This window comes from Bacillus sp. LK2 (assembly GCF_001043575.1).
Taxonomy (GTDB): domain Bacteria; phylum Bacillota; class Bacilli; order Bacillales; family Bacillaceae_G; genus Bacillus_A; species Bacillus_A paramycoides.
In genome coordinates this window covers 1-23,916 of the sequence record NZ_LDUK01000061.1, presented here as the reverse complement: position 1 = coordinate 23,916, position 23,916 = coordinate 1, and the positions used below count along the sequence as shown (strand labels likewise).

24 protein-coding genes and 3 pseudogenes are annotated in these 23,916 nt (G+C 34.8%); 21 read left to right on the top strand and 6 right to left on the bottom strand.

The window, feature by feature from the left end:
• Window positions 1-365: 365 nt before the first annotated feature.
• Window positions 366-443 (top strand): annotated as a pseudogene (locus tag VK90_RS31500) (recombinase family protein); the annotation flags it as partial.
• A 381-nt stretch (window positions 444-824) separates the two neighbouring features.
• Window positions 825-2,216, top strand: coding sequence for an amino acid permease (locus VK90_RS25175; protein ID WP_048376142.1), 1,392 nt, complete (start codon window positions 825-827; stop codon window positions 2,214-2,216).
• Window positions 2,217-2,374: 158 nt separating this feature from the next.
• On the opposite strand, the gene VK90_RS25170 is transcribed toward VK90_RS25175, so the two are convergent.
• Window positions 2,375-3,394: a zinc-binding alcohol dehydrogenase family protein gene (locus tag VK90_RS25170; RefSeq protein ID WP_048376140.1), complete on the bottom strand. Its 1,020-nt coding sequence runs from the start codon at window positions 3,392-3,394 to the stop codon at window positions 2,375-2,377.
• A gap of 186 nt (window positions 3,395-3,580) precedes the next feature.
• Here VK90_RS25170 and aiiA point away from each other — a divergent pair, with 186 nt between their 5' ends.
• A complete protein-coding gene (gene aiiA / locus VK90_RS25165) occupies window positions 3,581-4,333 on the top strand; it encodes a quorum-quenching N-acyl homoserine lactonase AiiA (RefSeq protein WP_048376138.1) in 753 nt (250 codons plus the stop codon).
• 56 nt (window positions 4,334-4,389) lie between these two features.
• Here aiiA and VK90_RS25160 read toward each other — a convergent pair whose 3' ends face one another.
• The 3 genes from VK90_RS25160 to VK90_RS25150 all read right to left on the bottom strand — a co-directional run bounded on the left by VK90_RS25160 (window position 4,390) and on the right by VK90_RS25150 (window position 5,939).
• A complete protein-coding gene (locus tag VK90_RS25160) occupies window positions 4,390-4,869 on the bottom strand; it encodes a hypothetical protein (RefSeq protein WP_048376136.1) in 480 nt (159 codons plus the stop codon).
• Window positions 4,870-5,014: 145 nt separating this feature from the next.
• A complete protein-coding gene (locus VK90_RS25155; RefSeq protein WP_025150482.1) occupies window positions 5,015-5,479 on the bottom strand; it encodes a DMT family transporter in 465 nt (154 codons plus the stop codon).
• Between the two features lie 13 nt (window positions 5,480-5,492).
• A complete protein-coding gene (locus VK90_RS25150; RefSeq protein ID WP_025150483.1) occupies window positions 5,493-5,939 on the bottom strand; it encodes a DMT family transporter in 447 nt (148 codons plus the stop codon).
• A 108-nt stretch (window positions 5,940-6,047) separates the two neighbouring features.
• Between VK90_RS25150 and VK90_RS25145 the strand changes: the two genes are divergently transcribed.
• Together VK90_RS25145 and VK90_RS25140 are read left to right on the top strand one after the other, a co-directional pair.
• Window positions 6,048-6,740, top strand: a complete 693-nt coding sequence (locus tag VK90_RS25145; protein ID WP_048376133.1) for a cyclic nucleotide-binding domain-containing protein — start codon at window positions 6,048-6,050, stop codon at window positions 6,738-6,740.
• Between the two features lie 472 nt (window positions 6,741-7,212).
• The gene (locus tag VK90_RS25140) at window positions 7,213-7,461 is read left to right on the top strand and encodes a hypothetical protein (protein ID WP_025150487.1); all 249 of its coding nucleotides are present in this window, start codon (window positions 7,213-7,215) and stop codon (window positions 7,459-7,461) included.
• A 49-nt stretch (window positions 7,462-7,510) separates the two neighbouring features.
• On the opposite strand, the gene VK90_RS25135 is transcribed toward VK90_RS25140, so the two are convergent.
• Window positions 7,511-8,548 carry a serine hydrolase domain-containing protein gene (locus tag VK90_RS25135; protein ID WP_048376131.1) on the bottom strand — a complete coding sequence of 346 codons (1,038 nt, stop codon included), beginning with the start codon at window positions 8,546-8,548 and terminating at the stop codon, window positions 7,511-7,513.
• Window positions 8,549-8,757: 209 nt separating this feature from the next.
• Between VK90_RS25135 and VK90_RS25130 the strand changes: the two genes are divergently transcribed.
• From VK90_RS25130 to VK90_RS25095, 10 genes and pseudogenes are all read left to right on the top strand, one after another.
• On the top strand, window positions 8,758-9,495 hold the full coding sequence (locus VK90_RS25130; protein ID WP_048376129.1) for a glycoside hydrolase family 25 protein: 738 nt from the start codon (window positions 8,758-8,760) through the stop codon (window positions 9,493-9,495).
• A 138-nt stretch (window positions 9,496-9,633) separates the two neighbouring features.
• Entirely contained in the window at window positions 9,634-10,407 is a 774-nt protein-coding gene (gene bla2, locus VK90_RS25125; protein WP_048376126.1) for a BcII family subclass B1 metallo-beta-lactamase, read from the top strand.
• Window positions 10,408-11,295: 888 nt separating this feature from the next.
• Window positions 11,296-12,582, top strand: coding sequence for a hydroxylamine reductase (hcp, locus tag VK90_RS25120; RefSeq protein ID WP_048376125.1), 1,287 nt, complete (start codon window positions 11,296-11,298; stop codon window positions 12,580-12,582).
• 490 nt (window positions 12,583-13,072) lie between these two features.
• Window positions 13,073-13,393, top strand: a complete 321-nt coding sequence (locus tag VK90_RS25115; protein WP_000429482.1) for a PadR family transcriptional regulator — start codon at window positions 13,073-13,075, stop codon at window positions 13,391-13,393.
• A gap of 76 nt (window positions 13,394-13,469) precedes the next feature.
• Window positions 13,470-13,811: a DUF1048 domain-containing protein gene (locus VK90_RS25110; RefSeq protein WP_002172747.1), complete on the top strand. Its 342-nt coding sequence runs from the start codon at window positions 13,470-13,472 to the stop codon at window positions 13,809-13,811.
• 171 nt (window positions 13,812-13,982) lie between these two features.
• Window positions 13,983-14,744, top strand: a complete 762-nt coding sequence (locus VK90_RS25105) for an ABC transporter ATP-binding protein (protein WP_048376122.1) — start codon at window positions 13,983-13,985, stop codon at window positions 14,742-14,744.
• Entirely contained in the window at window positions 14,745-15,494 is a 750-nt protein-coding gene (locus tag VK90_RS25100) for an ABC transporter permease (protein ID WP_048376120.1), read from the top strand. It abuts the gene before it with no gap.
• 57 nt (window positions 15,495-15,551) lie between these two features.
• Window positions 15,552-15,732 (top strand): annotated as a pseudogene (locus VK90_RS30940) (PRK06770 family protein); the annotation flags it as partial.
• Window positions 15,733-16,443: 711 nt separating this feature from the next.
• Window positions 16,444-16,567 (top strand): annotated as a pseudogene (locus VK90_RS31495) (L-serine ammonia-lyase, iron-sulfur-dependent, subunit alpha); the annotation flags it as partial.
• Between the two features lie 124 nt (window positions 16,568-16,691).
• A complete protein-coding gene (locus VK90_RS25095; RefSeq protein WP_048376116.1) occupies window positions 16,692-18,011 on the top strand; it encodes an aromatic amino acid transport family protein in 1,320 nt (439 codons plus the stop codon).
• Between the two features lie 292 nt (window positions 18,012-18,303).
• Here VK90_RS25095 and VK90_RS25090 read toward each other — a convergent pair whose 3' ends face one another.
• Window positions 18,304-19,266, bottom strand: coding sequence for a helix-turn-helix transcriptional regulator (locus VK90_RS25090; RefSeq protein ID WP_048376114.1), 963 nt, complete (start codon window positions 19,264-19,266; stop codon window positions 18,304-18,306).
• A gap of 109 nt (window positions 19,267-19,375) precedes the next feature.
• Between VK90_RS25090 and VK90_RS25085 the strand changes: the two genes are divergently transcribed.
• From VK90_RS25085 to VK90_RS25060, 6 genes are all read left to right on the top strand, one after another.
• The gene (locus VK90_RS25085; protein ID WP_048376112.1) at window positions 19,376-19,855 is read left to right on the top strand and encodes a GyrI-like domain-containing protein; all 480 of its coding nucleotides are present in this window, start codon (window positions 19,376-19,378) and stop codon (window positions 19,853-19,855) included.
• Entirely contained in the window at window positions 19,842-20,351 is a 510-nt protein-coding gene (locus tag VK90_RS25080; RefSeq protein WP_048376110.1) for a hypothetical protein, read from the top strand. Before VK90_RS25085 ends, VK90_RS25080 begins: the two co-directional genes overlap by 14 nt.
• A gap of 365 nt (window positions 20,352-20,716) precedes the next feature.
• A complete protein-coding gene (locus VK90_RS25075) occupies window positions 20,717-21,478 on the top strand; it encodes a glycosyltransferase (RefSeq protein ID WP_048376108.1) in 762 nt (253 codons plus the stop codon).
• 464 nt (window positions 21,479-21,942) lie between these two features.
• Complete coding sequence (locus tag VK90_RS25070; protein ID WP_231595961.1) at window positions 21,943-22,182, top strand: hypothetical protein; 240 nt, start codon at window positions 21,943-21,945, stop codon at window positions 22,180-22,182.
• Between the two features lie 147 nt (window positions 22,183-22,329).
• The gene (gene sigI, locus VK90_RS25065; RefSeq protein ID WP_048376107.1) at window positions 22,330-23,043 is read left to right on the top strand and encodes an RNA polymerase sigma factor SigI; all 714 of its coding nucleotides are present in this window, start codon (window positions 22,330-22,332) and stop codon (window positions 23,041-23,043) included.
• On the top strand, window positions 23,043-23,916 hold an 874-nt coding region (locus VK90_RS25060; RefSeq protein WP_048376105.1), incomplete at its 3' end, for an anti-sigma factor domain-containing protein. The genes sigI and VK90_RS25060, both read left to right, overlap by 1 nt.

Genomic DNA, 23,916 nt, shown 5'->3' with positions numbered 1-23,916 from the left:
TATATGTACCCCCTATCCATATGGATGGGGAGATATATATGAGGTTATAAAGATATCAAATCTTTCTGTTGGAGATGTCAATCTTCTCGTTTCGGGTTATTTGAATTTATTAGCCTGATGGATATGTAGCGAAACCTAGGACGGTAATACTTAAAATAATATAAGTAGTATTACAATTTAAAATGAATGCATAAAAAAAGACACTCATAAGAGTGTCTTTTTTTAGCAGCTGAATCCATCGCAACCACCACCATATCCCATAATAATTCCTTCTTTACGTAAAAGGGGGAATTATTGTTTCACTCTTTTGTTTTAACGGTTTTACATTACTTTATGTTTTTATAATGAATGAGCAGGTCCTTTGAGAAATAATTAAAGAAAAACAACGTGCAGGGATAAAGTTAGCGAAACGAAAAGGAGTTTACAGAGGAGAGATAATTAAGGTTTTGTTGAATAAAAATGCGTTACAATAGTTTATTATTTAATAGATAATTTTTGGAAAAAAACCTTTATTTTTCAATAATATTGAATTTATGTTTTTAGTTACTAATATAGTAATGGATTGTATTCGATTTGCATATAACAATCTACCAGAAAAAGTAATTGTATTTTTCAGATAAATGAATTATTATAAAATAAGCAATTTTACAATTGTACAAAGGGAGGAAAATGAAGAGGCTTTTACGACTTAATAAAAAGTAAAGAATAACTTTTAAGTGCGCTAAAAATGATACTCGCCTCATCATTTTCAGACCAAAGAGGAATTGGGGTACAGCATCTTGTTTTAAAATGCGGCTATGAATCATCTAAGAGGGGGAAGTGAAGTGGCAAACAAAGAATTGAAACGAGGTTTAGAAGCACGTCATATTCAAATGATTGCGTTAGGCGGAACGATTGGTGTTGGTTTGTTTATGGGGTCAGCCAGCACGATTAAATGGACAGGTCCGTCAGTAATGCTTGCATATGCAATTGCAGGTATTTTTATCTTCTTCATCATGCGTGCCATGGGAGAAATGTTGTATATGGAGCCAAGTACAGGTTCATTTGCGACGTTCGGTCATAAGTATATACACCCGTTAGCAGGTTATATGACAGCGTGGAGTAACTGGTTCCAGTGGGTTATCGTTGGAATGTCAGAGATTATCGCGGTTGGAGCGTATATGCAATATTGGTTCCCGGATTTACCAGCTTGGATACCAGGTGTTATCGCAATGGTTATTCTTGGGGCTGCTAACTTAATTTCGGTTAAGTCATTCGGTGAATTTGAATTTTGGTTTGCAATGATTAAAATCGTTACGATATTATTAATGATTATTGCTGGATTCGGTCTCATTTTCTTCGGAATTGGGAACGGAGGAGAAGCAATCGGTATATCTAATCTATGGAAAAATGGCGGTTTCTTTACAGGTGGTTTTTCAGGATTCTTCTTTGCATTATCACTTGTAGTTGGGGCATATCAAGGTGTGGAATTAATCGGGATCACTGCTGGTGAAGCGAAAGATCCGAAGAAGACACTTACAAGAGCTATTCAAAGTACAATTTGGCGTATTTTAATTTTCTATATTGGTGCTATTTTCGTGATTGTAACGGTGTATCCTTGGGATCAATTAAGTTCAATTGGTAGTCCATTCGTCGCAACTTTTGCGAAGGTTGGTATTACGGCAGCAGCTGGACTTATTAACTTCGTTGTTATTACAGCGGCAATGTCTGGTTGTAATAGTGGTATTTATAGTGCTGGACGTATGCTTTATACGTTAGGTGTAAATGGACAAGCACCGAAATACTTTACGAAGGTTTCTAGTAACGGTGTACCTTTATTCGGTACAGTTGGTGTGATTATCGGTTTAGCGGTTGGTGTTGTTTTAAGTTATATTGCACCAAAAAACTTATTCGTATATGTATATAGTGCAAGTGTCCTTCCTGGTATGGTACCATGGTTTGTTATTTTAATTAGTCAAATTCGTTTTAGAAAAGAAAAGGGAGAAGCGATGAAAGATCATCCATTCAAAATGCCATTTGCTCCTGTTACAAACTATTTAACGATTGCCTTTTTAATTATGGTGTTAATCGGTATGTGGTTTAACGATGATACTCGCATTTCACTAATTGTAGGTATTGTTTTCTTAGCTATCGTAACAATTAGTTTCTATGCTTTCGGAATAGGGAAACGTGTTCCGTTAGACGTTCAAAATGATCAAGAGGTTTCAAGTAAATAGAGAGAATGAAAAAGATGCTGTCCAAAAAATATTTGGGACAGCATCTTTTTATTATAAGAATATTAGAGTTGTCAGTTTTTGTCGGTAAATCGATATATACTGAAAATCGCCTATATAATTTTAATTACTGTTGTACTGTTTAAAAATGTGTTACATAATTAAAATTCCTCTAATACAATCTTCCCAATTGTACGTCCACTCTCAAGCAATGCATGTGCCTTTTTAAGGTTTTCTGCATTGATCGGTGTTAGCGTATCGTTTAAAGTTGTTTGAAGAATACCTTCATCTAATAGTTCGCTCACTTTATTTAAAAGTTCGTGCTGCGTAATCATATCACCAGTTTCATACATCGCTTTTGTAAACATAAACTCCCAAACGAATGTAGCACTTTTACTTTTTAAAATCCCCATCTCAAGAGGGTGTTCATTTTCTACGATAGAGCAAATTTTTCCTTGTGGTTTAATGATATCACCGATCGCGTGCCAATGTTGATCTGTATTGTTTAAGCAGAAGATATAATCTACATCTTTTAGCCCAAATTCTAATATTTGATCTTTTAAAGGTTGGTGATGGTTAACTATATAATCGGCACCGAATTTTTCAACCCAGTGTATCGTTTCACTGCGGGATGCGGTTGTGATTACATTCAGTCCAGCCCATTTAGCTAATTGAATAGCAATTGAGCCAACACCACCAGCTCCGCCGATAATTAAAATATTTTTAAATGAATTCTCATCTTTCTTATTATAATCTATCCCTAAACGTTCAAACAAACCTTCCCACGCTGTAATAGCAGTTAAAGGAAGTGCTGCAGATTCAGCGTCAGTTAAAGTTTTTGGTTTTTTACCAACAATTCTTTCATCAACTAAATGGTATTCACTATATGTACCTTGTCTCGTAATACTTCCAGCGTAAAATACTTCATCGCCTTCTTTAAATAATGTACAACCTTCGCCAGTTTGTACGACAATACCACTAGCATCCCAGCCGAGTATTTTCGGTATGTCTTCTTTTTTATCTTTCGGTGAGCGAACTTTTGTATCAACTGGGTTAACGGAAATCGCGTTAACTTTAACGAGCATATCTCTTCCTGTAGCAACAGGTTTTTCAACTTCAACATCAATCAAACTGTTTTCTTCTTCAATAGGTAAGTATTCATGTAAACCAATTGCTTTCATTTCTATTCCCTCCATTAAAGTAAGAGTCATTTACTCTTTTATTATAGATGGTGAAATGCCATTATGTAAAAAAGTACAATCTTTTTTATTTATGCTGGTATGAAAGGGGGAAGGAGTTTGTTTCTAAAAAGCAGAATTTTTTACTGTGTTATTTTATCTCAAATTAAATGTAAAGGTGGATACATAATGACAGTAAAGAAGCTTTATTTCGTCCCAGCAGGTCGTTGTATGTTGGATCATTCGTCTGTTAACAGTATTTTAACTCCAGGGAAACTATTAGACTTGCCGGTTTGGTGTTATCTTTTGGAGACGGAAGAAGGGCCTATTTTAGTAGATACAGGTATGCCAGAAAGTGCGGTTAATAATGAAGGTCTTTTTAACGGTACATTTGTTGAAGGGCAGATTTTACCGAAAATGACTGAAGAGGATAGAATCGTGAATATTTTAAAACGCGTTGGATATGAGCCGGAAGATCTACTTTATATTATTAGCTCTCACTTGCATTTTGATCATGCGGGAGGAAATGGCGCTTTTACGAATACACCTATTATTGTACAGCGTGCTGAATATGAGGCGGCGCAGCATAGAGAAGAATATTTGAAAGAATGTATATTACCGAATTTAAACTACAAAATTATTGAAGGGGATTATGAAGTAGTACCAGGTGTTCAATTATTGTATACACCGGGACATTCGCCAGGGCATCAGTCACTATTAATTGAGACGGAAAAATCAGGTCCAGTGTTACTAACGATTGATGCATCATATACGAAAGAAAACTTTGAAGATGAAGTGCCGTTTGCTGGATTTGATCCGGATTTAGCTTTATCTTCAATAAAACGTTTAAAAGAAGTAGTTATGAAAGAGAATCCGATTATTTTCTTTGGACATGATATAGAGCAGGAAAAAGGCTGTAAAGTGTTCCCGGAGTATTTGTGATATTGTATATAAAAAAGTCATGGGCTCGTTAGCTCATGACTTTTTTACATGCATTATTAAATGATTTTCTTGAATAAGTTATATACTTTTTGCGAATTGCCCTCATTTAATTGATAATAAGTAAGATTTAAGTCATCAGGAGTGTTTTGGTGGGCAATCATAACTTCACTACTGTTGTTATCTACTATCCAAATTAAATATTGTTTATAAGTCCCATCTTGAAAAGTAATCCACATGTTACAATCTACTAAATCAGAACCTTCTTCATCTAGCGTTAAATCGCCTTTTTTTGCTGTGTCCATACTATTAATAAACGTTTTTAGTTCATCTGTTTTTGTAAGAAAGATAGATTTTTTCGTTTTAATTGACTCTACATGAATATCTTTTATTTCTTGTTTTCCTAAAAAAACAGGAGGCGCATTTGGGTCTCTTTGCGTTGAAATAATAGTAGCTTTCTTTTTGGGCTTGCTAGATGTATATAGATCTTGAATAGATTTTCCAGAGTTTAAAAACCATACGATTCCAAAAATAATCAATACGCTACTGAGTAGTAAAATTATTTTTTTAATAGGATTGTCTCCTCTCTATGAATTCGAACTAAATAGGTTCTATATTAATATATATGATAAGAGAACGTGTATATTCTACTAATAGTGAAGAAACTATCATGACCTAATAGGGCTATAATTGAACATGGTTATTCTTCACGGTTTTAATTGGACGATCAACAAGTAAATTGTAAGTAAGACCAAGTAATACTAAAATTCCACCAACAATTTTGCCAATTGAGAGTTCGTTTGATAGTAAGAAATCTATAACAGTCCCCATAAATAATTGTCCGATAAAGATGAGTAACGTTAAGTAAAATGCTGATATTTTTGGAGTAATATAGTTTGATAATACAATGACGATAACACCTACTAAGCCACCTAAATATACAGCGAAGGGAATGGATTGCAATGTGTGACTAGATATATACAAAGAGTCTGTACTGAAAATCAAAAATAATGCAGAGAAAAATAACCCGGTAATATAATTGAAGAAAGTGCCTTCCCAAATTCCTATTTTTGTTGCTAAATTCGCATTAATAATTCTGGCAACAACGATAGAAACCCCAACTAAAATAGCGATACAAATATATAACATTTTTTTACCCCCATTAAAAAATAGTCATGACAACAATTCCAGAAGAAATGAACAATAATCCAATCAACTTTTTCTTTTCAAACTTCGCAACCTTCATTCCTAATAGCCCATAATGATCTATAACAATAGAAGCAATGGACTGTCCGAGTAAGCTTAATGCAATCGTAATGGAAGCACCAAGGGCGGAGAAGCTTATATTACTAAAAAGAACAGTGAAAACCCCAATGGCCCCAGCGCTGTATAAATAAAGCGGAATACCTTTCTCAAAAAGAATTTTATTTTTGTTAATGATTAAAACGATAACAACTGCTACTAAGCCAACGAGGTGAATGACAACGCTTGCTGTATAATTCCCTATAATTTCGGATAAGATTCCGTTTAAAGGAATCATAATTGCGATAAGTGCACCTATAAAGACAGAAAGAAAGTTATACAATGTGATGTCCCCTTTATATTTCATATTTGTAATGACTGTATCATGCTGAAATTGTGTATTACTATGACATATGTCATAGTGAAAGAAGAAAATTTTGATTACAATGGGGATGAGTGGTAAAGGCGGGGGATTATGAAAAAGGTATGTAATTCTAGTAAGCTAGCAGATTATATGAAACAAAATAAAATTGATTCATTTTTTAGTAACGATATGAAGCCTTATATGGAGCTATTATTTTTTAAAAAGAATGAATTCATATGTAGGGAAAATGAGGATATAGATTATTTGTATTTTTTTGTTGAGGGAAAAGCGAAAGCATTTAACACATTAAGTAATGGGAAATCTGTATTGCTATGTTTTTATGATAGTTTGCAGTTGCTAGGGGATGTAGAATTAATTCACTCTCAAAAGATTACTTCAAACGTACAAGTAATGGCAGATTCGTATTGTGTTGGCTTGCCTTTAGGGAAAGTTAGAAACCAATTATTTCATGATGCGAAATTTTTAAGATGTATTTGTGGATCATTAGCTCACAAATTAAACAGACTTTCAAAAAATAGTACAATTAATTTATTATATCCGCTTGAAAATCGACTTGCTAGTTACATGTTAGCAGCGGGGGAAAGAGCGGTTCAGCATGGAAATAGAATTGTATTTAATGGGAATTTAACGGAAACAGCTGAATTGTTAGGAACGAGTTATCGGCATTTATTGCGCACATTAAATACCCTTTGTGATAAAGAGATTATAAAAAGAAATAATGGTTGCTTTGAAGTGATGAATGTAGAGGTGCTGAGGGAACTGGCTGCGGATGTTTATAAATAAATGAAATTAATTGGTGGAGCTATTTGTATATCGGTTGTATATTTACTACCAGATATTTTACTGTTAATTGCTGGTCTAATGGGTATTTTCCGTAAACCTAAAACTGTAGAATAATATAAAGTTTAGAAACACGCTAGTTCTTTAATTGCTAGCGTGTTTTTTGTTAGTAATAGAAAACAAAAAATAGATCAGTAGCAAATACTACTGATCATCCATATGTACATGAATTAGGAGAGGTCAATCATTTATTAGCCTTATTATAATAGATTTTCAGAGACGAAAAAACTAAAAAATCGTGTTTCTATGTTGAGAAAGTTTTTTGTATCGAAATATAAAAAAATCGGGATTTTTATTGAAAGAAAATATGATATTTATATTTTAGTAAATTATGATATAGTCTATAAAAGGATATTTTCCTAAAATTTGATTTTTACATAGTAATTACATTTGCAGATGGAAAGGGGAAGTGATTGTGAAGTTTGATGATCAACGTCTACTAGGAGTACGATTGGGTTCTGTACTCGTAACAGAAGAAAATCAATATTTAGTAATTAAGAAAAAAGACCATTATGCACTATTAAACATACATAATTTAGAATGCACACATGTGGAAGTGCAGTTAGAGCATATTGAAGAACTGTTGCATGAAGATTTTCAAGAAAGTATAACGGAAATTATCGCACCGGAACATATTAAAATTGTGGCGAAAAATGTGATATAAAGAAAGAGGCTGGGAGAATCAGCTTCTTTCTTTGTTTTTGCTTAGTTCATTATAAGGATAACATTTTTAAAACCTCACCAATAATCCCTTCCATTTGATGAACACCTAAATCCGAGTTTGTCATAATAATAGCGCTATTCCCTCGGAGTGGATAACAAACCATCATACATTGGAATCCAACGCCCCAGCCAAGTGAATAAATTTGTAAGTCTTCATTAGAATCATCTAGAAAAACACCTAAGCCAGTCCATTTTGAGCAGCCTTGAGGAGAAATCATATCTTGTACTGTTTGTTGAGAAAGTGCTAATTTGCTATTCCCTTGTAAGGAATGAATAAGTTCAATTACTAAAGTTGATAAGTCAGATGGTGTTGTCCAAATGCCTGAAGCAGCTGGGAATGGATAAAACGGATACTTTTCATTTGTTACAGTCCCATCTTTATTATACCCGCAAGCAAAGGTGTCGGTTTTATTCATGTCTTCAGGAGAGAATAGTGTACTATTTTTCATTTGTAGTGGGTGAAAGATAAATTCTTTTAGTAACTGACTAAATGATTGCCCAGTAATATCTTCTAGTAGTTGTTCGATTATACAAAAGCTTGCGTCAGAGTAGTGAAATTCACTTTCTGGTTCATAATTCACTTCTATAGGTACTGGGCAATATAACGCGTTACCGGCAAGGAGTTCAGGAATTTTAGGTATTCCTTGCGCGAGCCTATAATGTTCAAAACTATTAGGCGGGTCGATTATTCCGGATTGATGACTTAATAAATTTCGTAAAGTGATTTTTTTCTTTGAAGTCAATTTGTTGGTAGGGATTTTCCAAGATGTGAGTCTATCATTTACGTCTTCATCTAAATTTACGATTCCTTGATCACATAATTTTAGTACGAGCGTTGCGGTGATGAATTTGCTAATAGAACAAGAATTGAAGATGGAATTTGTAGTAATATTTCTAGTTGTTCCAGATTCAAGTGTTCCGAAGGCTGTCGCTTCGTCTAGTTTACCACCACGTATAACAGCGAGGCTTAAACCAGCAACAGAATATTGTTTCATTTGCTTGTATATATTTTTACTTAATAGGTTCATAGTATCTCCCTTCTAATAAAACGGAATATTAACTTTATTATACATTAGTAAATAAAGAGAAGTGTTGTGAATGGAATAAAAAGGTGAGTTTTAATAGAAGGAGAGAATAAAAGAAAATGGAAAATAGTTGCTTTAAAAAGAACTTGGTTTTGTAAGCCGAGTTCTTTTTAGAATAGTATGAGTTTAGTGTATACAAAGGAGAGATACAGATGAAAAAGAAGCTTATAATAGGAGGATTTCTTACCCTAATTAGTGTAATGGGGGTAGTTGCTTACTTGATTTTCCAAGGGATATTCATTCCAAATCAATTAAAAGCGGATAAGTTTTTAATAAAAGGTGTAGATGTCGCATCTTATCAAGGAGAGATAGATTGGAGAGAGTTAGAAAAACAGAATATGAAGTTTGCGTTTATAAAGGCTACTGAAGGGAGCTCGTTTGTGGATGAGTACTTTTCGGAAAATTGGACTAATGCTAATAAGACAAATATGCGTATAGGAGCGTATCATTTTTTTAGTTTTGATAGTAAGGGTGAAACGCAAGCAGAGCAATACATAAGAACTGTTCCAAAACATGAACGAGCATTGCCACCAGTTATAGATGTTGAGTTTTACGGTGATAAAAAAGACAATCCCCCTAGGCGTGAAGATGTTACGAAAGAGTTGACGGTAATGATAAAAATGTTAGAAAAACATTATGATAAGAACGTGATATTGTATGCAACTCAAGAGGCGTATGACTTGTACATAAAAGATGTATATCCTGAATGTGATATATGGATTCGTAGTGTTCTTACAAAGCCGAGTTTATCCGATGAGAGAAAATGGACGTTTTGGCAATACACGAACCGTGGAAGATTAAGCGGTTATAATGGAAAAGAAAAATATATTGACTTGAATGTGTTTTATGGGAATGAGGAAGAGTTTGAGAATTATGGAATGAAAGATTAAGTTTTGAAGCGTACAAAATTTTGTACGCTTTTTTATTAATCGCATGAAAAATATGTAAGAAAAGATGGAACAAACTTTTGGAATGAATTGTCTATTATAGGTAATAACTATTTGCTTTGAAAGAAAGGATTGATAAGGATGAAAAAGAATACGTTATTAAAAATAGGGTTATGTGTAAGTTTACTAGGAGCAAGTCAATTTGCTACTGCAATATCTCCTGTACAAGCAGAACAAGAGGTAGAACAGAAAGTAATAAAAAATGAGACAGGAACAATTTCAATTTCTCAGCTAAACAAGAATGTATGGGTACATACTGAGTTAGGTTATTTTAACGGAGTTGCAGTTCCTTCAAATGGTTTAGTCTTAAATACTTCTAAAGGTTTAGTACTTGTAGACTCTTCTTGGGATGATAAGTTAACGAAAGAATTAATAGAGATGGTAGAAAAGAAATTTCAGAAGCGAGTAACTGATGTCATTATTACACATGCGCATGAGGATCGAATTGGCGGAATGAAAACGTTGAAAGAAAGAGGTATTAAAGCGCATAGTACAGCATTAACTGCGGAAATAGCAAAGAAAAATGGATATGAGGAGCCGCTTGGAGACTTACAAACGATTACGAATATGAAGTATGGAAATATGAAAGTAGAAACGTTCTATCCGGGGAAAGGTCATACCGAAGATAACATTGTTGTATGGTTACCACAATATAAAATTTTAGCTGGAGGCTGTTTAGTGAAATCTACGGAAGCTAAAGATTTAGGGAATGTTGCTGATGCGTACGTAAATGAATGGTCCGGATCAATTGAAAATGTGTTGAACCGATATGGAAATATGATTTCAGTAGTACCTGGTCATGGTCATGTAGGTGACAAAGGATTGCTTTTACATACACTAGATTTGTTGAAATAAGAAACGAGAAATAAAATAATGATGAAGCTTATTGTAGATTTAAGAAACTTTTGGAATACAAAAGAGAGAAGAAAACAATTTCCTTCTCTGTTTATTCTAGCTATATTTAAATGCTGAAGCTATCGATTACGCCTGAATACGTCACTGAGATTTTAATTCTAAGTATACAAATACTAGTACCGTCATAATTGCTATAACAACGTAGGTAGCATCAAGCATTATAAGTGTTTTTAAAGTTTCAGTCATCAAAGTTCACCCCTGTTATAAAAATATAACATGATTTCTTTATCAATTAGATAAGAGATCATAAAGATAAAAATGTACATGAAATTCCTTAAGTAGTTGTTATATCAATATACCATAAAGTAATGTAAATAATGTTAAGACAGTGTAAAAGTATTGTAAATAAAGAGATTTCTCATAAAGTCTTTAAAACGTTTTTAACAAAAAAATGATTGTTCCTCAAAATGAAAAAAACGCCATTCTTCTGTTGAATGATAGAAAAGGATGGCGTTTTTCTAAGTTTATTTCTGTAACTGATGAATTACAACTATTTGCTTAAGAGATTCAAAACTCTTTATTGCCAAATATATTACGAAATCTTGGTTTTGTACAATGAACTAGTAAGTAAAAGATTTAGTTGCTTTACATATATTGATGAATCAAAATGTCGCTAGCATTTCTTTAAAATAATTATCTAGATGTTTGGAACCATCAATAGAAGTGTCCATGCTTATGTATGAATTTTAAAGTGTCAATAAAAATATTATGTCAACAATATGAACTGTCACAAACTTTTACATATTATTGTGATTGATATCACATCCCTTTTTCTCAATGGGTATTATGCTTAGTTTGTAAGGAATGATTGGGAGAGGGTGGGATGATATGTTTTGTTATCAATGTGAACAAACGCCAACAGGTGGATGTAAAGTAATAGGTGTTTGCGGAAAGAATGAAACCATTGCAAGTTTACAAGATACGATTGTGTTTGGGTTAAAAGGAATTGCAGCTTATCGTACCCATGCTGCTCAGCTAGGGTATACAGATGCATTTGTAGATGCTACAACGCAAGAAGCGTTATATATGACATTAACAAATTCTAACTTTAATGAACAAGAACATATTGATATGGCTATGAAAGTAGGGAAATCAGCTTTACGAGTGATGGAGTTATTAGATGAGGCACATACGAATCACTTTGGTGTTCCAGAGCCTGTTCAAATTACACAAAATCATGTAGAAGGTAAGGCAATTGTAGTTACTGGTCATAATTTATTTGCATTAGAGGAATTATTAAAGCAAACAGAAGGAAAAGAAATTAATATTTATACGCATTCTGAAATGCTGCCAGCACACGGATATCCACAATTGAAAAAATATAAACATTTAAAAGGAAACATTGGTAAGGCATGGTACGATCAAAGACGCCTTTTCGAAAAATTTACCGGTGCAATATTAGCTACAACGAACTGTGTTATGCCAATTAAAGGATCATACTCTGATCGATTCTTTTCATATGATATTGCAGGCTTAGAGGGTGTACAAAAAATTGAAAATGATGATTTTACACCATTGATTCAAAAAGCGCTAGAGCTTCCAGAAGTACATATGGAGTCGGATGAACAGTTAGTAACAGGTTTTCATCATAATACAGTATTATCATTAGCTCCAGAAATCATTGAGGCAGTGAAGGAAGGGAAAATTAAGCGATTCTTTGTTATCGCAGGTTGTGATGCCCCAGGAAAAGGTGGAGAATATTATCGTGAATTAGCAACGTCACTTCCACCAGAAACGGTTATTTTAACAACTTCTTGCGGGAAATTCCGTTTTAATGATGTGAATTACGGTGTTGTACCTGGTACGGAGATCCCGCGTTACATTGACTTAGGACAATGTAATAATTCAATTTCTACAGTGAAAATAGCGGCCGCTTTAGCAGATGCTTTTCAATGTGAAGTAAATGAATTACCAGTGAGTATTGTCCTATCATGGTTTGAACAAAAAGCGGTTGCCATCTTACTAGGGCTATTTAGCCTTGGGATTCAAGATATTCGTATCGGTCCAAAGGCTCCTGAATTTATTTCGTCTGGTGTGCTTGATGTATTACAAGAAACATTTGGTTTAAAACTAATTACAACTGCAGCAGAAGATATGGATATGATGTTATCGTAACAAAAAAATGATCCGTCTTATTAATAAGAAGAGTTAGCCATATTCATTAACTTCTGTATAGTATAGCGCCCCAACACAAAAAGGTAGAATTTTTGTGTTGGGGTATTTTCTTTTCTTAGTAGGATAAGTATGTGGCGAAATTTTTTCAAAAAGAAAATCGGCTGTATCTAATAGGTAATAGTTGATTTTAGAAAAAATATAAAAATCGAGTTGACATCTATCGCTACTTAGTCATACAATGTACTTGTAATAAGCGATACTGAATAGTGTTGTTTCTCAAAATATATTCAGTAAACAATAGGTAATAGCGGATTTTAGAAAAAATTTGAAAATCAGTTGACATCTATCGCTACTTAGTCATACAATGTACTTGTAATAAGTAATACTGAATAGTATGGTTTTTCAAAAGCTATTCAGTAAAAATTAGCCTTAGTACTCTGTGATACTGAATATAAGTCAGACAGAATAGGGGGTAGAGGAGGAGCAGAATATGGAAAATTTAACTGAAATGCTGAAAGGTTCGCTGGAAGGATGTGTGCTGGAAATCATTAGCCGCCGTGAAACCTATGGCTATGAGATTACCCGCCACCTGAATGATCTTGGGTTTACCGAAGTCGTGGAAGGAACTGTGTATACCATCCTCGTACGATTAGAGAAGAAAAAGCTTGTGAATATTGAAAAGAAACCGTCAGATATGGGGCCGCCCCGTAAGTTTTATTCACTTAATGATGCTGGCCGCCAGGAGCTTGAATTGTTTTGGGAAAAATGGGATTTTGTATCATCAAAAATTAACGTCTTGAAGTCAAACTAGCTTCATAAGATAAGTTATTGCGTCTAATGTTTTTGGAATTTCTTGTTCTGCTTTATAAAAAAGGAGGAAAAACAATATGATGGAAATGTTCAAAAAATTAATTGGTGATAAAAAAGAGTACAAAATGATGATGGCACGAGTTGGGGCTCTCCCAGAGGACTACCAGTTTGTATTTAAGAAAATTCAAAACTACATGTGGAATTTCTCAGCAGGCAACGGGATGGATATGCTACACATACAGTATGAATTAATCGATTTGTTCGAAGCCGGTGCGGCGGAAGGGAGACAAGTGCTTGAAATCACTGGGGAAGACGTGGCGTCCTTTGCTGACGAACTAGTAGCAAATGCTAAAACCTATGTCTCCAAGTATCGTGAAGATTTGAATCAGAGTATCATGAATCGATTGAGAAAAAAATAAATGCAATAGATAATACCGACTGATTAGCTGGTTACAAATGTGAATTGCCACCATCGCTATTCAGTTATATTTTTAACCCGGTACTAAGTAATACAGATTATCAGTAACACTAAATAGAGGAGTGTAGGCAGTCTAGCTTTGCAAAACATTTTTTATAAGGAGGAAAAAAGTATGAGCAATGCAGCGATTTCTGTAAAAGGGTTAAAAAAATCTTTTAAAGACAAGGAGGTATTAAAAGGGGTGGATTTTGAGGTGCAGCGTGGCGAAATTTTCGCACTGCTGGGCTCCAATGGAGCGGGCAAGACGACGACGGTCAACATCCTCTCGACGCTGATGAAGCCCGATGGCGGCGAAGTAGGTATTTGCGGCTTTGACGTCCAGCGTCAACCGGATTATGTTCGTCAAAGCATCAGTCTGACAGGGCAGTTCGCAGCTTTAGACGGCATGCTCACCGGGAGGGAAAACCTGATAATGATCGCCAAGTTGCGTGGAGTTTCCAATCCCGCTCAAGTCGCCGACAATCTGCTTGCAAGATTTAGCCTGACCGATGCGGCCAACCGCCGGGCAGACCAGTATTCAGGCGGGATGAAGCGCCGGCTTGACATCGCCATGAGCCTGATCGGGACGCCAGCAGTTATTTTTCTCGACGAACCGACGACAGGGCTTGACCCTGAAGCACGGATTGAAGTGTGGGATACCGTCAAGGAGCTTGCTGGCGGTGGCACAACCATCTTGCTGACGACCCAGTACCTGGAGGAAGCCGAACAACTGGCGGACCGTATCGCCATCCTGCATGGCGGAAAAATTATTACGACTGGTACTCTTACTGAACTGAAAGAGATGTTCCCGCCAGCAAAAGTGGAGTATATCGAGAAGCAGCCGACGTTGGAGGAAATTTTCCTTGCGATTATCGGTAAAAAGGAGAAGATGTAAATGAAAAGCAAGACAGGGGTATTATTAGGACGATTAATGCGAAACATCATGCGCAGTCCAGATACGATAATTACGGTAGCAATTACACCAATTATGATGATGCTGTTGTTTGTTTACGTATTTGGTGGTGCCATAGAGACAGGAACAGATAACTACGTCAATTATTTATTACCGGGAATCTTGTTGATGGCTATCGCATCCGGTGTCGCTTACACTTCCGTGCGGTTGTTTACGGATATAAAGAGCGGACTGATGGCGCGTTTCATTACTATGCCCATCAAGCGTTCGTCTGTATTGTGGGCTCACGTATTAACTTCACTTGTTGCTAATGTGCTTACTATCGTGGTGGTTATCCTCGTTGCGCTCCTGATGGGCTTCCGTTCCAGCGCTGATATCCTGGATTGGCTCGCGGTAGCTGGGATACTCGGGATGTTTACGCTGGCGCTGACATGGCTGGCTGTCATTCCCGGGTTGACAGCGAGGTCTATGGAAGGGGCGACAGCCTACTCGTACCCACTAATTTTCCTGCCGTTTATTAGTTCGGCCTTTGTTCCTACCGAAACTATGCCTAAAATTGTTCGTGCGTTCGCTGAGAACCAGCCCGTGACTTCAATCGTGAATGCGATTCGTGCCCTCTTGTATGAAGGGTCTGTTAGCAACGATATCTGGATCGCGCTTGCTTGGTGCGTCGGCATCATGGTCATCGCTTACTTCTTCGCCAATAAAGCATTTAAACGTCAGTTAGGGTAAGTACACCATCGGTTCGGTGTCTCGTGACAACTAAATTTTCCGAAATAAAATATATGTTTGAAAAAGTGGATTAAAATCACATTAATCTTAGTTATTGCTATAGTTGTTGGTATTTTTACTGGTTACACAGTTGGTACGTATGTAGGTTCAGACGTTGAAAAAAAGCAGACTGAGAGAGTTGAAGGGGAAGAAATAATATTTTGAACTCAATTCTAATCGTCATATAATTAATGCAATTTTTATATGTGAAAAGCCCACCTATTTCCGTAGGTGGGCTTTATCTTTATTACACAATACAAAAGTATACTCTCTTTTTTTTATAAACTTTATGTAATTATGCATATTTAGATAAAACTACACTTAATAAATATTACATATTGTAAAAGATATCCTGTGGAGTTATTCTTTTAAAAGGCGTAACATGTCAATCATTATAGAAGTTGTGGTGGCTCCTTGGGGGGAGAAGTTCCTTTTTTCTGAAAAATGAATATAAATTCATTATATATAATAAATATTCGTAAAAATATTTTTATGTTTTCTTAATTTATTTCTTTACATCTGCATTGATCATTTAGTATAACAGTTTTCACGTCTAAAATAAGGTGCTTCAACAAAGGAGAATATAAGTATCTTTATAACGAGTTCCTAATATAATCAATGTGTTAACAAAAGGAAATCTGTATTATTTTTGCTTTTCTACCGACTAATACAGCTTCAAACGATGGACACAATTGCTACATACCACTTGGAATTAATTATCTATTCATAATTCTGATTATTCAATCTTTCTAAAAATAAAAAAACATTAGACTCGTAAATATTAACGTTATAATGAGGGCGTCGAGAGGTAATCTATTACCGACGGAGAAAATATCAAACATTTTAAAATTGGACAGACTGACACGATTACTTTAAGAAAGGTGTGTGCTTAGAAGGGGGATTTATTCAAAATAGTTCAGCAACAGTGGACATCGCATTAGCTAGCGTAAATAATATCAAAGCTACTGGCGAAGTTATTGAAGCGATGTATAGGGTTGGTTGGAGGATAAATGCCTCGCAAATTAAGAGAGACAGACAGGTTTAGGTGGAATCGATTACAATGTAGAAAATTTTGTAAGCGATTCATTTTTCAAAAATGTTCTATATTCCTAAGCCTAAAAAGAGACGTAAGAATAGGATACAAGGGGGAATAATTATATGAATGGGAATACTGCAAAAAATATAGAATTTCAAGCTGAAAATACTGCAGTAAAAAATGAGGAATATCTAGATCCTAAAAAGTGGCATAAACAAGATACTACCTGGGCATTGAGCCTTTTTGGAACAGCAATTGGAGCAGGAGTACTCTTCTTACCTATTAATGCAGGTTCAGGTGGTTTATTATCATTACTGTTAATTACCATACTTGCATATCCTGTTATGTATTATTCACATAGGGCGCTTGCTAAAATGATATACGCTTCAAATTCTGCTGATGAGGGGATTACAGGCACGATAAGAGAGTATTTCGGAAATAAGGCAAGTATCATTTTTAACATAGTATATTTCGTCTCAATTTATACGATCGTGTTGATGTATTCGGTTGCACTTACAAATACTGCGAGTAGTTTTATCGTGCATCAATTGCACATGCCGGAGCCTCCAAGGGCCATTTTATCGCTTGTATTAGTACTCGGTCTTATCGCTATACTAAATTTTGGTCAAGATATCACTGTAAAGATAATGAGCATGCTAGTATATCCTTTCATAGCTTCTCTACTTTTTATCGCAATATCTTTAATTCCACAGTGGAATACGTCAATGCTTAGTTTTTCAGGTGTTTCTACTGCTTCAACAGGAACAGGATATTTCGGAACGATATGGATGATACTACCAATCATAGTGTTCTCGTTTAATCATTCTCCTATGATTTCGTCATTCGTTATGAAACAGAGAGCTACGTATGGAATAGAAGCTACTGATGCCAAGTGTGCTCAAATACAAAAAGTTTGTTATATCATGACATTCGTTGTTGTTATGTTCTTTGTTTGGAGCAGTACTTTAAGTTTGACTCCAGATGATCTTAAGATGGCAAAAGAACAGAACTTGTCAATCCTATCATACCTTGCTAATGAGCTTAATTCGCCTGTAATCACTATTGCAGCTCCTATCATTGCGTTTGTGGCTATTACAAAGTCTTTCCTTGGCCACTATATAGGAGCGTATGAGGTAATGCGTGACATGATTATCAAGTCCGGTAAAAAACGTGGGAAAGATATAGGAGAAAAAACAGTTAAGACAATGATTCTTACTTTTGTCGTATTAACATGCTGGTATGTTGCTTATGCAAATCCAAGTATTCTTGGAATCATTGATGCCCTTAGCGGTCCGTTAGTTGCTGCTATTTTATGTATATTACCAATGTATGCGATCCGTAAAGTACCAGTACTAGCTAAATACAGAGGGAAAATGAGCAATGTATTTGTCATTGTTATAGGTATACTTACTGTCCTAGCAAGTATTAAGTCATTATTCTAATTCACTATTGTTGGTTCTAGTCCAAAAATAGTGGGATATGAAAAAAGAACGAAAGAGATTATGGATAAGATAAATCCACATTCGAAACTTAAACAAGCAATTTAATGAGGGTTAAACTCTAATATAAAAAGACATGAACTAAGATTAGTTCATGTCTTTTTTGTGTTGGTGTTATTACTAGAAGAGCGTTTAAAGCAGCGGTAGCGAATAAAATGTTTTTATTAAGTATTTGGATTGAAGTAACTGGAAACTAGGTGAACTCAATATTATTTTTGGTTTAACTGGTCACTGCTTATGGACAGTATAAACATAATCTCTCTTGTAAACCTTCTAACACTTCTTCAGGCACTTCCTTGATTTTGATATCTTTACCTAGGAAAAGTAGCCAATTTGTTATTTCTGTTAATTCATCGAGATTGTTAACATTGATAAAAGTCTTTAGAATGGCTGTGGATTGATAAGGATTTGTATAGGAAATAGAAATTTTTAAAGGATGGTATTTTTTGAACTGGGCAATCGCTTTTGGACCAAGTTCAAGTACAAGGTTGATTGCTTCGTCTTTCTTACTTAGTTTTTCTAAAATCTTTTTCTTACTTAATCTCTTTTTCGTCTTATAGGGCTCGACATTAATGAAATGATCGACAAGAAACATCTTCTTTTTTTCTTCTTTTATGTCAAATCCTTCAATTATCCAATGGCTTTTTTCTTGATAAAGGTGTAGTAGATAAATTGGATGAGACTTGATCACATTCTCTTCTTTTAGGGTAATCAATAAATGTCTATCCAAAAGAAGGATTTGGATGAGTTTTTCTAACATAGGGTGGGGGAGGTCAGAAAGCTCAAGTAGGTCGGGATTGTGGGGATTAGTCCCTTCAAAAAGCAAGATTTGATTTAAAAGAACAAGGTCATCCTGCTGGATTTCTGAGATGAGTCCCAGTAGTTTTTCGGCTAAAGATTGACGACTCTTTAGATAGGGGAGTTGTTGATTTCTTGTAGCCATAAAGGCAATAAAAAGAGCTTTAACCTCATTATCAGTAAAGCGAACAACGGGCAGGATAGAGTTATGCATAACAAAATATCCCCCAGCCCTTCCAACTTCAGCGACAAGTGGCATCCCCATTGCTTCAATTTCTCTAATGTCTCTAATAGCTGTCGATCGTGAGATGTTAAATTCTTGTATAATTTCAGAAATAGTAAAGTGGGAGCGGTTATTAATATACCGCATGATTGTACTAATCCGTTCAACTTTTTTCATTTTGGTCTCCTAAACAGTATCATTTTTTGACATGATTTAAGGATATTATAAACTTATCAGATGAAAAGAGAAATCGTTTGATTAATTAAAAAAAAGGAAGGTTTTGAATATGAAAAATTATACTTTAGAAGAAAAAGATAGCTTTATCGTGTTAGGTATTGGAACTGAAATTAAGAGTGAATACACAGACTTTGCAGGCATAAACAAGGAAAAGACAGACTTTTGGTTGGCAGTCACACAAGATGGAAGGCTGGACAACTTAAAAGCTATAGCCACAAATGATTACATTTTTTCTGTGAGCGAAGCGGTTAATAACAAGATGATGTATTATGCTGGTGTCATGACAGAGGCAACGATACAAGAAGAATCTAGAGTTATCCAGTTTCCGAGGGGAGAATACTTAGTAGTGAAAGGGGAAGGTAAGACGGCTGAGGAGCTAAGTAATAAGCTTACTGGCATTGCCTTTGGTCAAGTCTTACGAGAAGCGAAGGATTTTGCCTATGTTGGTGGACCAAATACAACGGTTGAGATGGGGCAGCGAAATGGCTTAGTATTTGGTGAAATGTGGATTCCGGTTGTTAGGAAGTAAAGAGTTAAAAGGAGAGATAGAATTGTCCAACGTCGTTGATTTTAAAAATGTAACTACAGCTGGCTTAGAGTCTTCACCTGTAGCAGAAGCGCTTGCTGGTTTACGTGCCCATGAAGCCCGTTACTTTATGAACAAATACAAGCATGAATTTACGGTTGTACCAGCTAGTGAAAGCCAGGAAACTCTTGATTATGCGAACCGTATTTTGAAAGAAGAACGTAATATTGAGTTTGAGGCCAAACCTTTAGAAACCTCACGTTTTCAAGTGGGAAATATCAAATTTGCTTATATTTTTTACGAGGATGGTCTTGCAGTCAACGTCATGTATACACTGGATAACCCGAAGAAGCGGGCTGTCGGGTTTAAGCTTTCTGAAGGAATGGAGATACCAAAGGAGTTAGAAGAGAAGTTTAAATTTGCTAGGCAGAAGTCTAAACTTGCTGGAACAATTCGGGGTTCGTTTTTTGTAATAAAAGGAGAATATATTGTAAGTTGAAGAAGCTAGTCGTTTGTTGTATTTTAACAGGCGAGATTATGGAAGGTGGAGGTTAACGATCTTGAATTGTTAGCCTTTTTTATATTGTAACAAATAAAAAACTAAAACCCATATCAGGGTAAATAATGTAAAAAAATGAATAAAGTAATAGAGAAAGGCTGATTTCTTGTAAGAGTAGGGATCCGCCTTTTCTTTGTTACCGATAATAGTACGTTATGTTAATCTTTTCTTTCGTCAATCATGATAAAATGGACGATAAGAAATTTATGTAATAGTTTACCTTCAGTTTCTATAATACATCCTAATAAATGGTAATATATATTATGTATAATAGATATTTTCTTTATAAAATAAGGGGGGATATTATGACTGAAACAAACGAATCTTCAGGAGTCAATCTAGAAAAAGATGTGAAGTTTTCTATTATAATCCCTGCACACAATGAAGAAAAGTACATTAGAAAATGTTTAGATTCAATTGCAAAGGCATCAGAGGCATATAAAGATCAAACTGAAGTTATAGTTATTTTAAATCGTTGCACAGATAAAACAGAGGAAATAGCAAAATCTTATAACTGTATTACATTAAAAAATAACGATAAAAACTTATCTAAAATCCGAAATGCAGGGGCTAAAATAGCTAGTGGAGAAATAATCATTACTATAGACGCTGATACCCAAATGACAGAGTCTATGTTGTCTAATGTAGATAAATATTTAGCCTCAGGTAAATACATTGGTGGTGGGGTAACTGGGAAGTTTGAAAGAATATCTTTAGGAATATTCCTTTCCGCAATGTTAATAATAATCCCCTTACTTTTTAAGTATGGAGCTATATCTGTAGGGATTTTTTGGTGCTATAAAAAAGACTTTATGGCAATCAACGGATTTAATGAAAATATGCTTATGGCAGAAGATGCAGATTTCGCTAAACGGTTAAAAGAATTGGGAAAGCAAAATAATAAGAAATTCGGTACAATTAAAAATGGAATGATAACTTCATGCAGAAGATTTGATAAATATGGAGACTGGGCTTTACTTAAAAATCCAAAAGTAATCTTAGCCTATCTAAAAGGAAATGATAAAAAATACGCAGATAAAACCTATTATGATAACCAAGAAAGATAACAATGGAGAAAATCGGCAGGGAATAGTGAGAACAGCTGATACTATTTTAGATACATTGAGAAACCAACTTGTACGGTTTTAGTGGATGGGTGGCCGATAAAATCTTGTATCATGTTTGCAATAGAAGTAACAGAAAAAAGGATAACTACAATTAAAGGCTTATATGATTAACCTTAGTTATAAAAAGTTAATAAATATAACAAGAAAACCATCAATTTGATTAATCTTTTTTCAAATTGATGGTTTTTATTTTTGAAATAAATAGCTATTTTATAAAAAATGTTTTTTTGACCCCCATAAATTTTTTTGTTCCTTCGAATATATATAGTAAAGAAAGAAAATGGAAGAAAAATGATTATGAAAAAACACGATTAAAAAGCAATTTTACACAAGAAACATTAAAAAAAAGCGACAGAAGACTTAGGAAAGTAAGATAAGCTTTTGGCAAAGAAGAAAAAGAAGCAATGAAAGTAAAAGTACACATCGAAAATAACGTTGAAGCATTAATAAAATTGCTAGATCAAACGGGGAATCCGAAAGCAAAAGCTGAAATTACCAAAAATATAGAGAAGAGTTATTCAAAGATTGCAGTTAAAATAGAAAAAGAGCAAGCAAAACAAGCGGACGCTATTGCGAAAGAGAATAAGAAGGTAGATCAAAATGCAGACTTAACTCTAGCACAAACAGAAAAGAATAATCATTAAGAAAACGGTGGAAAAAGTTGGCCTCGAAAAATATGAGCAACAGGAAGAAGACAAGCTCAAAAAAAGTACTAAGAAAATGTGGTTAAATGGTCACTTGTTTAGTGACCATTTTGCTATTTGAAGCAGAAGGAGGCAGGGAGATTACTAGTGTTGAGTTTAGTAATGAAGATCTTAAAAAAAACGAAAATAGAAGATATCGTATATAACATACAAAACAACGGAGGAGATAAGGAAGCTTTTATCGTACAGTATCAGCCTTTTATTAGAAAATCAATTTCGTCTGTCTGCCGCCGATATATTACAGAACAGGATGATGAATATAGCATTGGATTGTTTGCGTTTAACCAAGCAATTGAACAGTATTCATATAAAAAAGGAAAATCTTTTCTAGCGTTTGCTGATCTTCTTATAAAAAGAGACGTAATTGACTATATACGCAAGGAGTCTAAGCATAATCTTGTCTTTTTAAAAGAAGATGAGCAAGAGGAAATGTTAGAAATGCAAGTATCGCTTACGGAGTATATGAAAGAGATGGAAAATAGTAACCGTAAGGAGGAAATTCTTCATTTTCAAAGTGTGCTAGCTGAGTTTAAAATCACATTTTCAGAGCTTGCTAAGGAATCTCCTAAGCATCGTGATACGCGTGAGCACTTAATAGAAATTGTAAAGATTATTATAAAAGATGAGAAAATGATGGAAGAGCTGTTCCGAAAGAAAAAGTTACCGCTTAAACATATTGAACCGCGTGTTAGGGTAAGTCGTAAAACGTTAGAGCGGCATAGAAAATACATTATTGCAATGTGTATTATCTTTGCAAACAACTATACATATATTCTTGATTATATAAGAGGGGTAGCATGATGAATAAAGGAATTGTGATGGATATAAAAAAACATAGCGTAGTTGTTTTAACTCCAAATGGAGAATTTATTTCGTTTAAAAGAAAAGCGCACTCTTACATGATTGGAGAGGAAATCTCGTTTAACGAACAAGAACAAAGAGCACCGCATTTTTCAATCCCTTCTTTCTTAAAGCCTGCATCATTACTTGTTGCTTGTTTTCTATGTGTGTTGCTGTTTTTCTACAACCAACCTGAAGAAAAAGTATTTGCTTATGTCTCAGTTGATATAAATCCAAGTTTAGAGGTGAGCGTAACAAAGGATCTTCGTGTTATAGATTTGCGAGCTTGTAATGATGATGGAAGGCGTATTTTAAATGAAATGAAGCGATGGGAAAATAAACACCTGCAAGACGTAATACGTACTATTATAAAGAAGAGTCAAGAGGATAAGTACTTAACGAATGATAAGCAAGTTATGCTAACAGCTGTTACAAAGGACAAGTCGCTAGAACCACAGTTGGAAAAGGCTATGCAAGAATTAAAGAAAGAGTATGAGATAAAACATATTACAGTCGTATATCAAACCAGTACGATGCAAATGCGCGAGAATGCCGAGAAAGCAGGGGTTGGCACAGGTGTTTATATAAAACAAGAGAATGAGAAGCGGAAATCACTTACTCCTCCTGCGCCGCCGTCTAATCAAGAGGAGCGCGATGAGGAGATACATTCGCAACAAAAGTCATTTCCTGATACATCATCGAATTCGTCACCTGTAAAAGAAGAAGGATACGAGAAGCAAAAGTATATAGAACAAAAGCAACCCAAGGAACAGCAACCTAAGCAAATAAAAGAAAATAATAGATATCAGGAAGAAAACAACGGAAGAGGGTCTC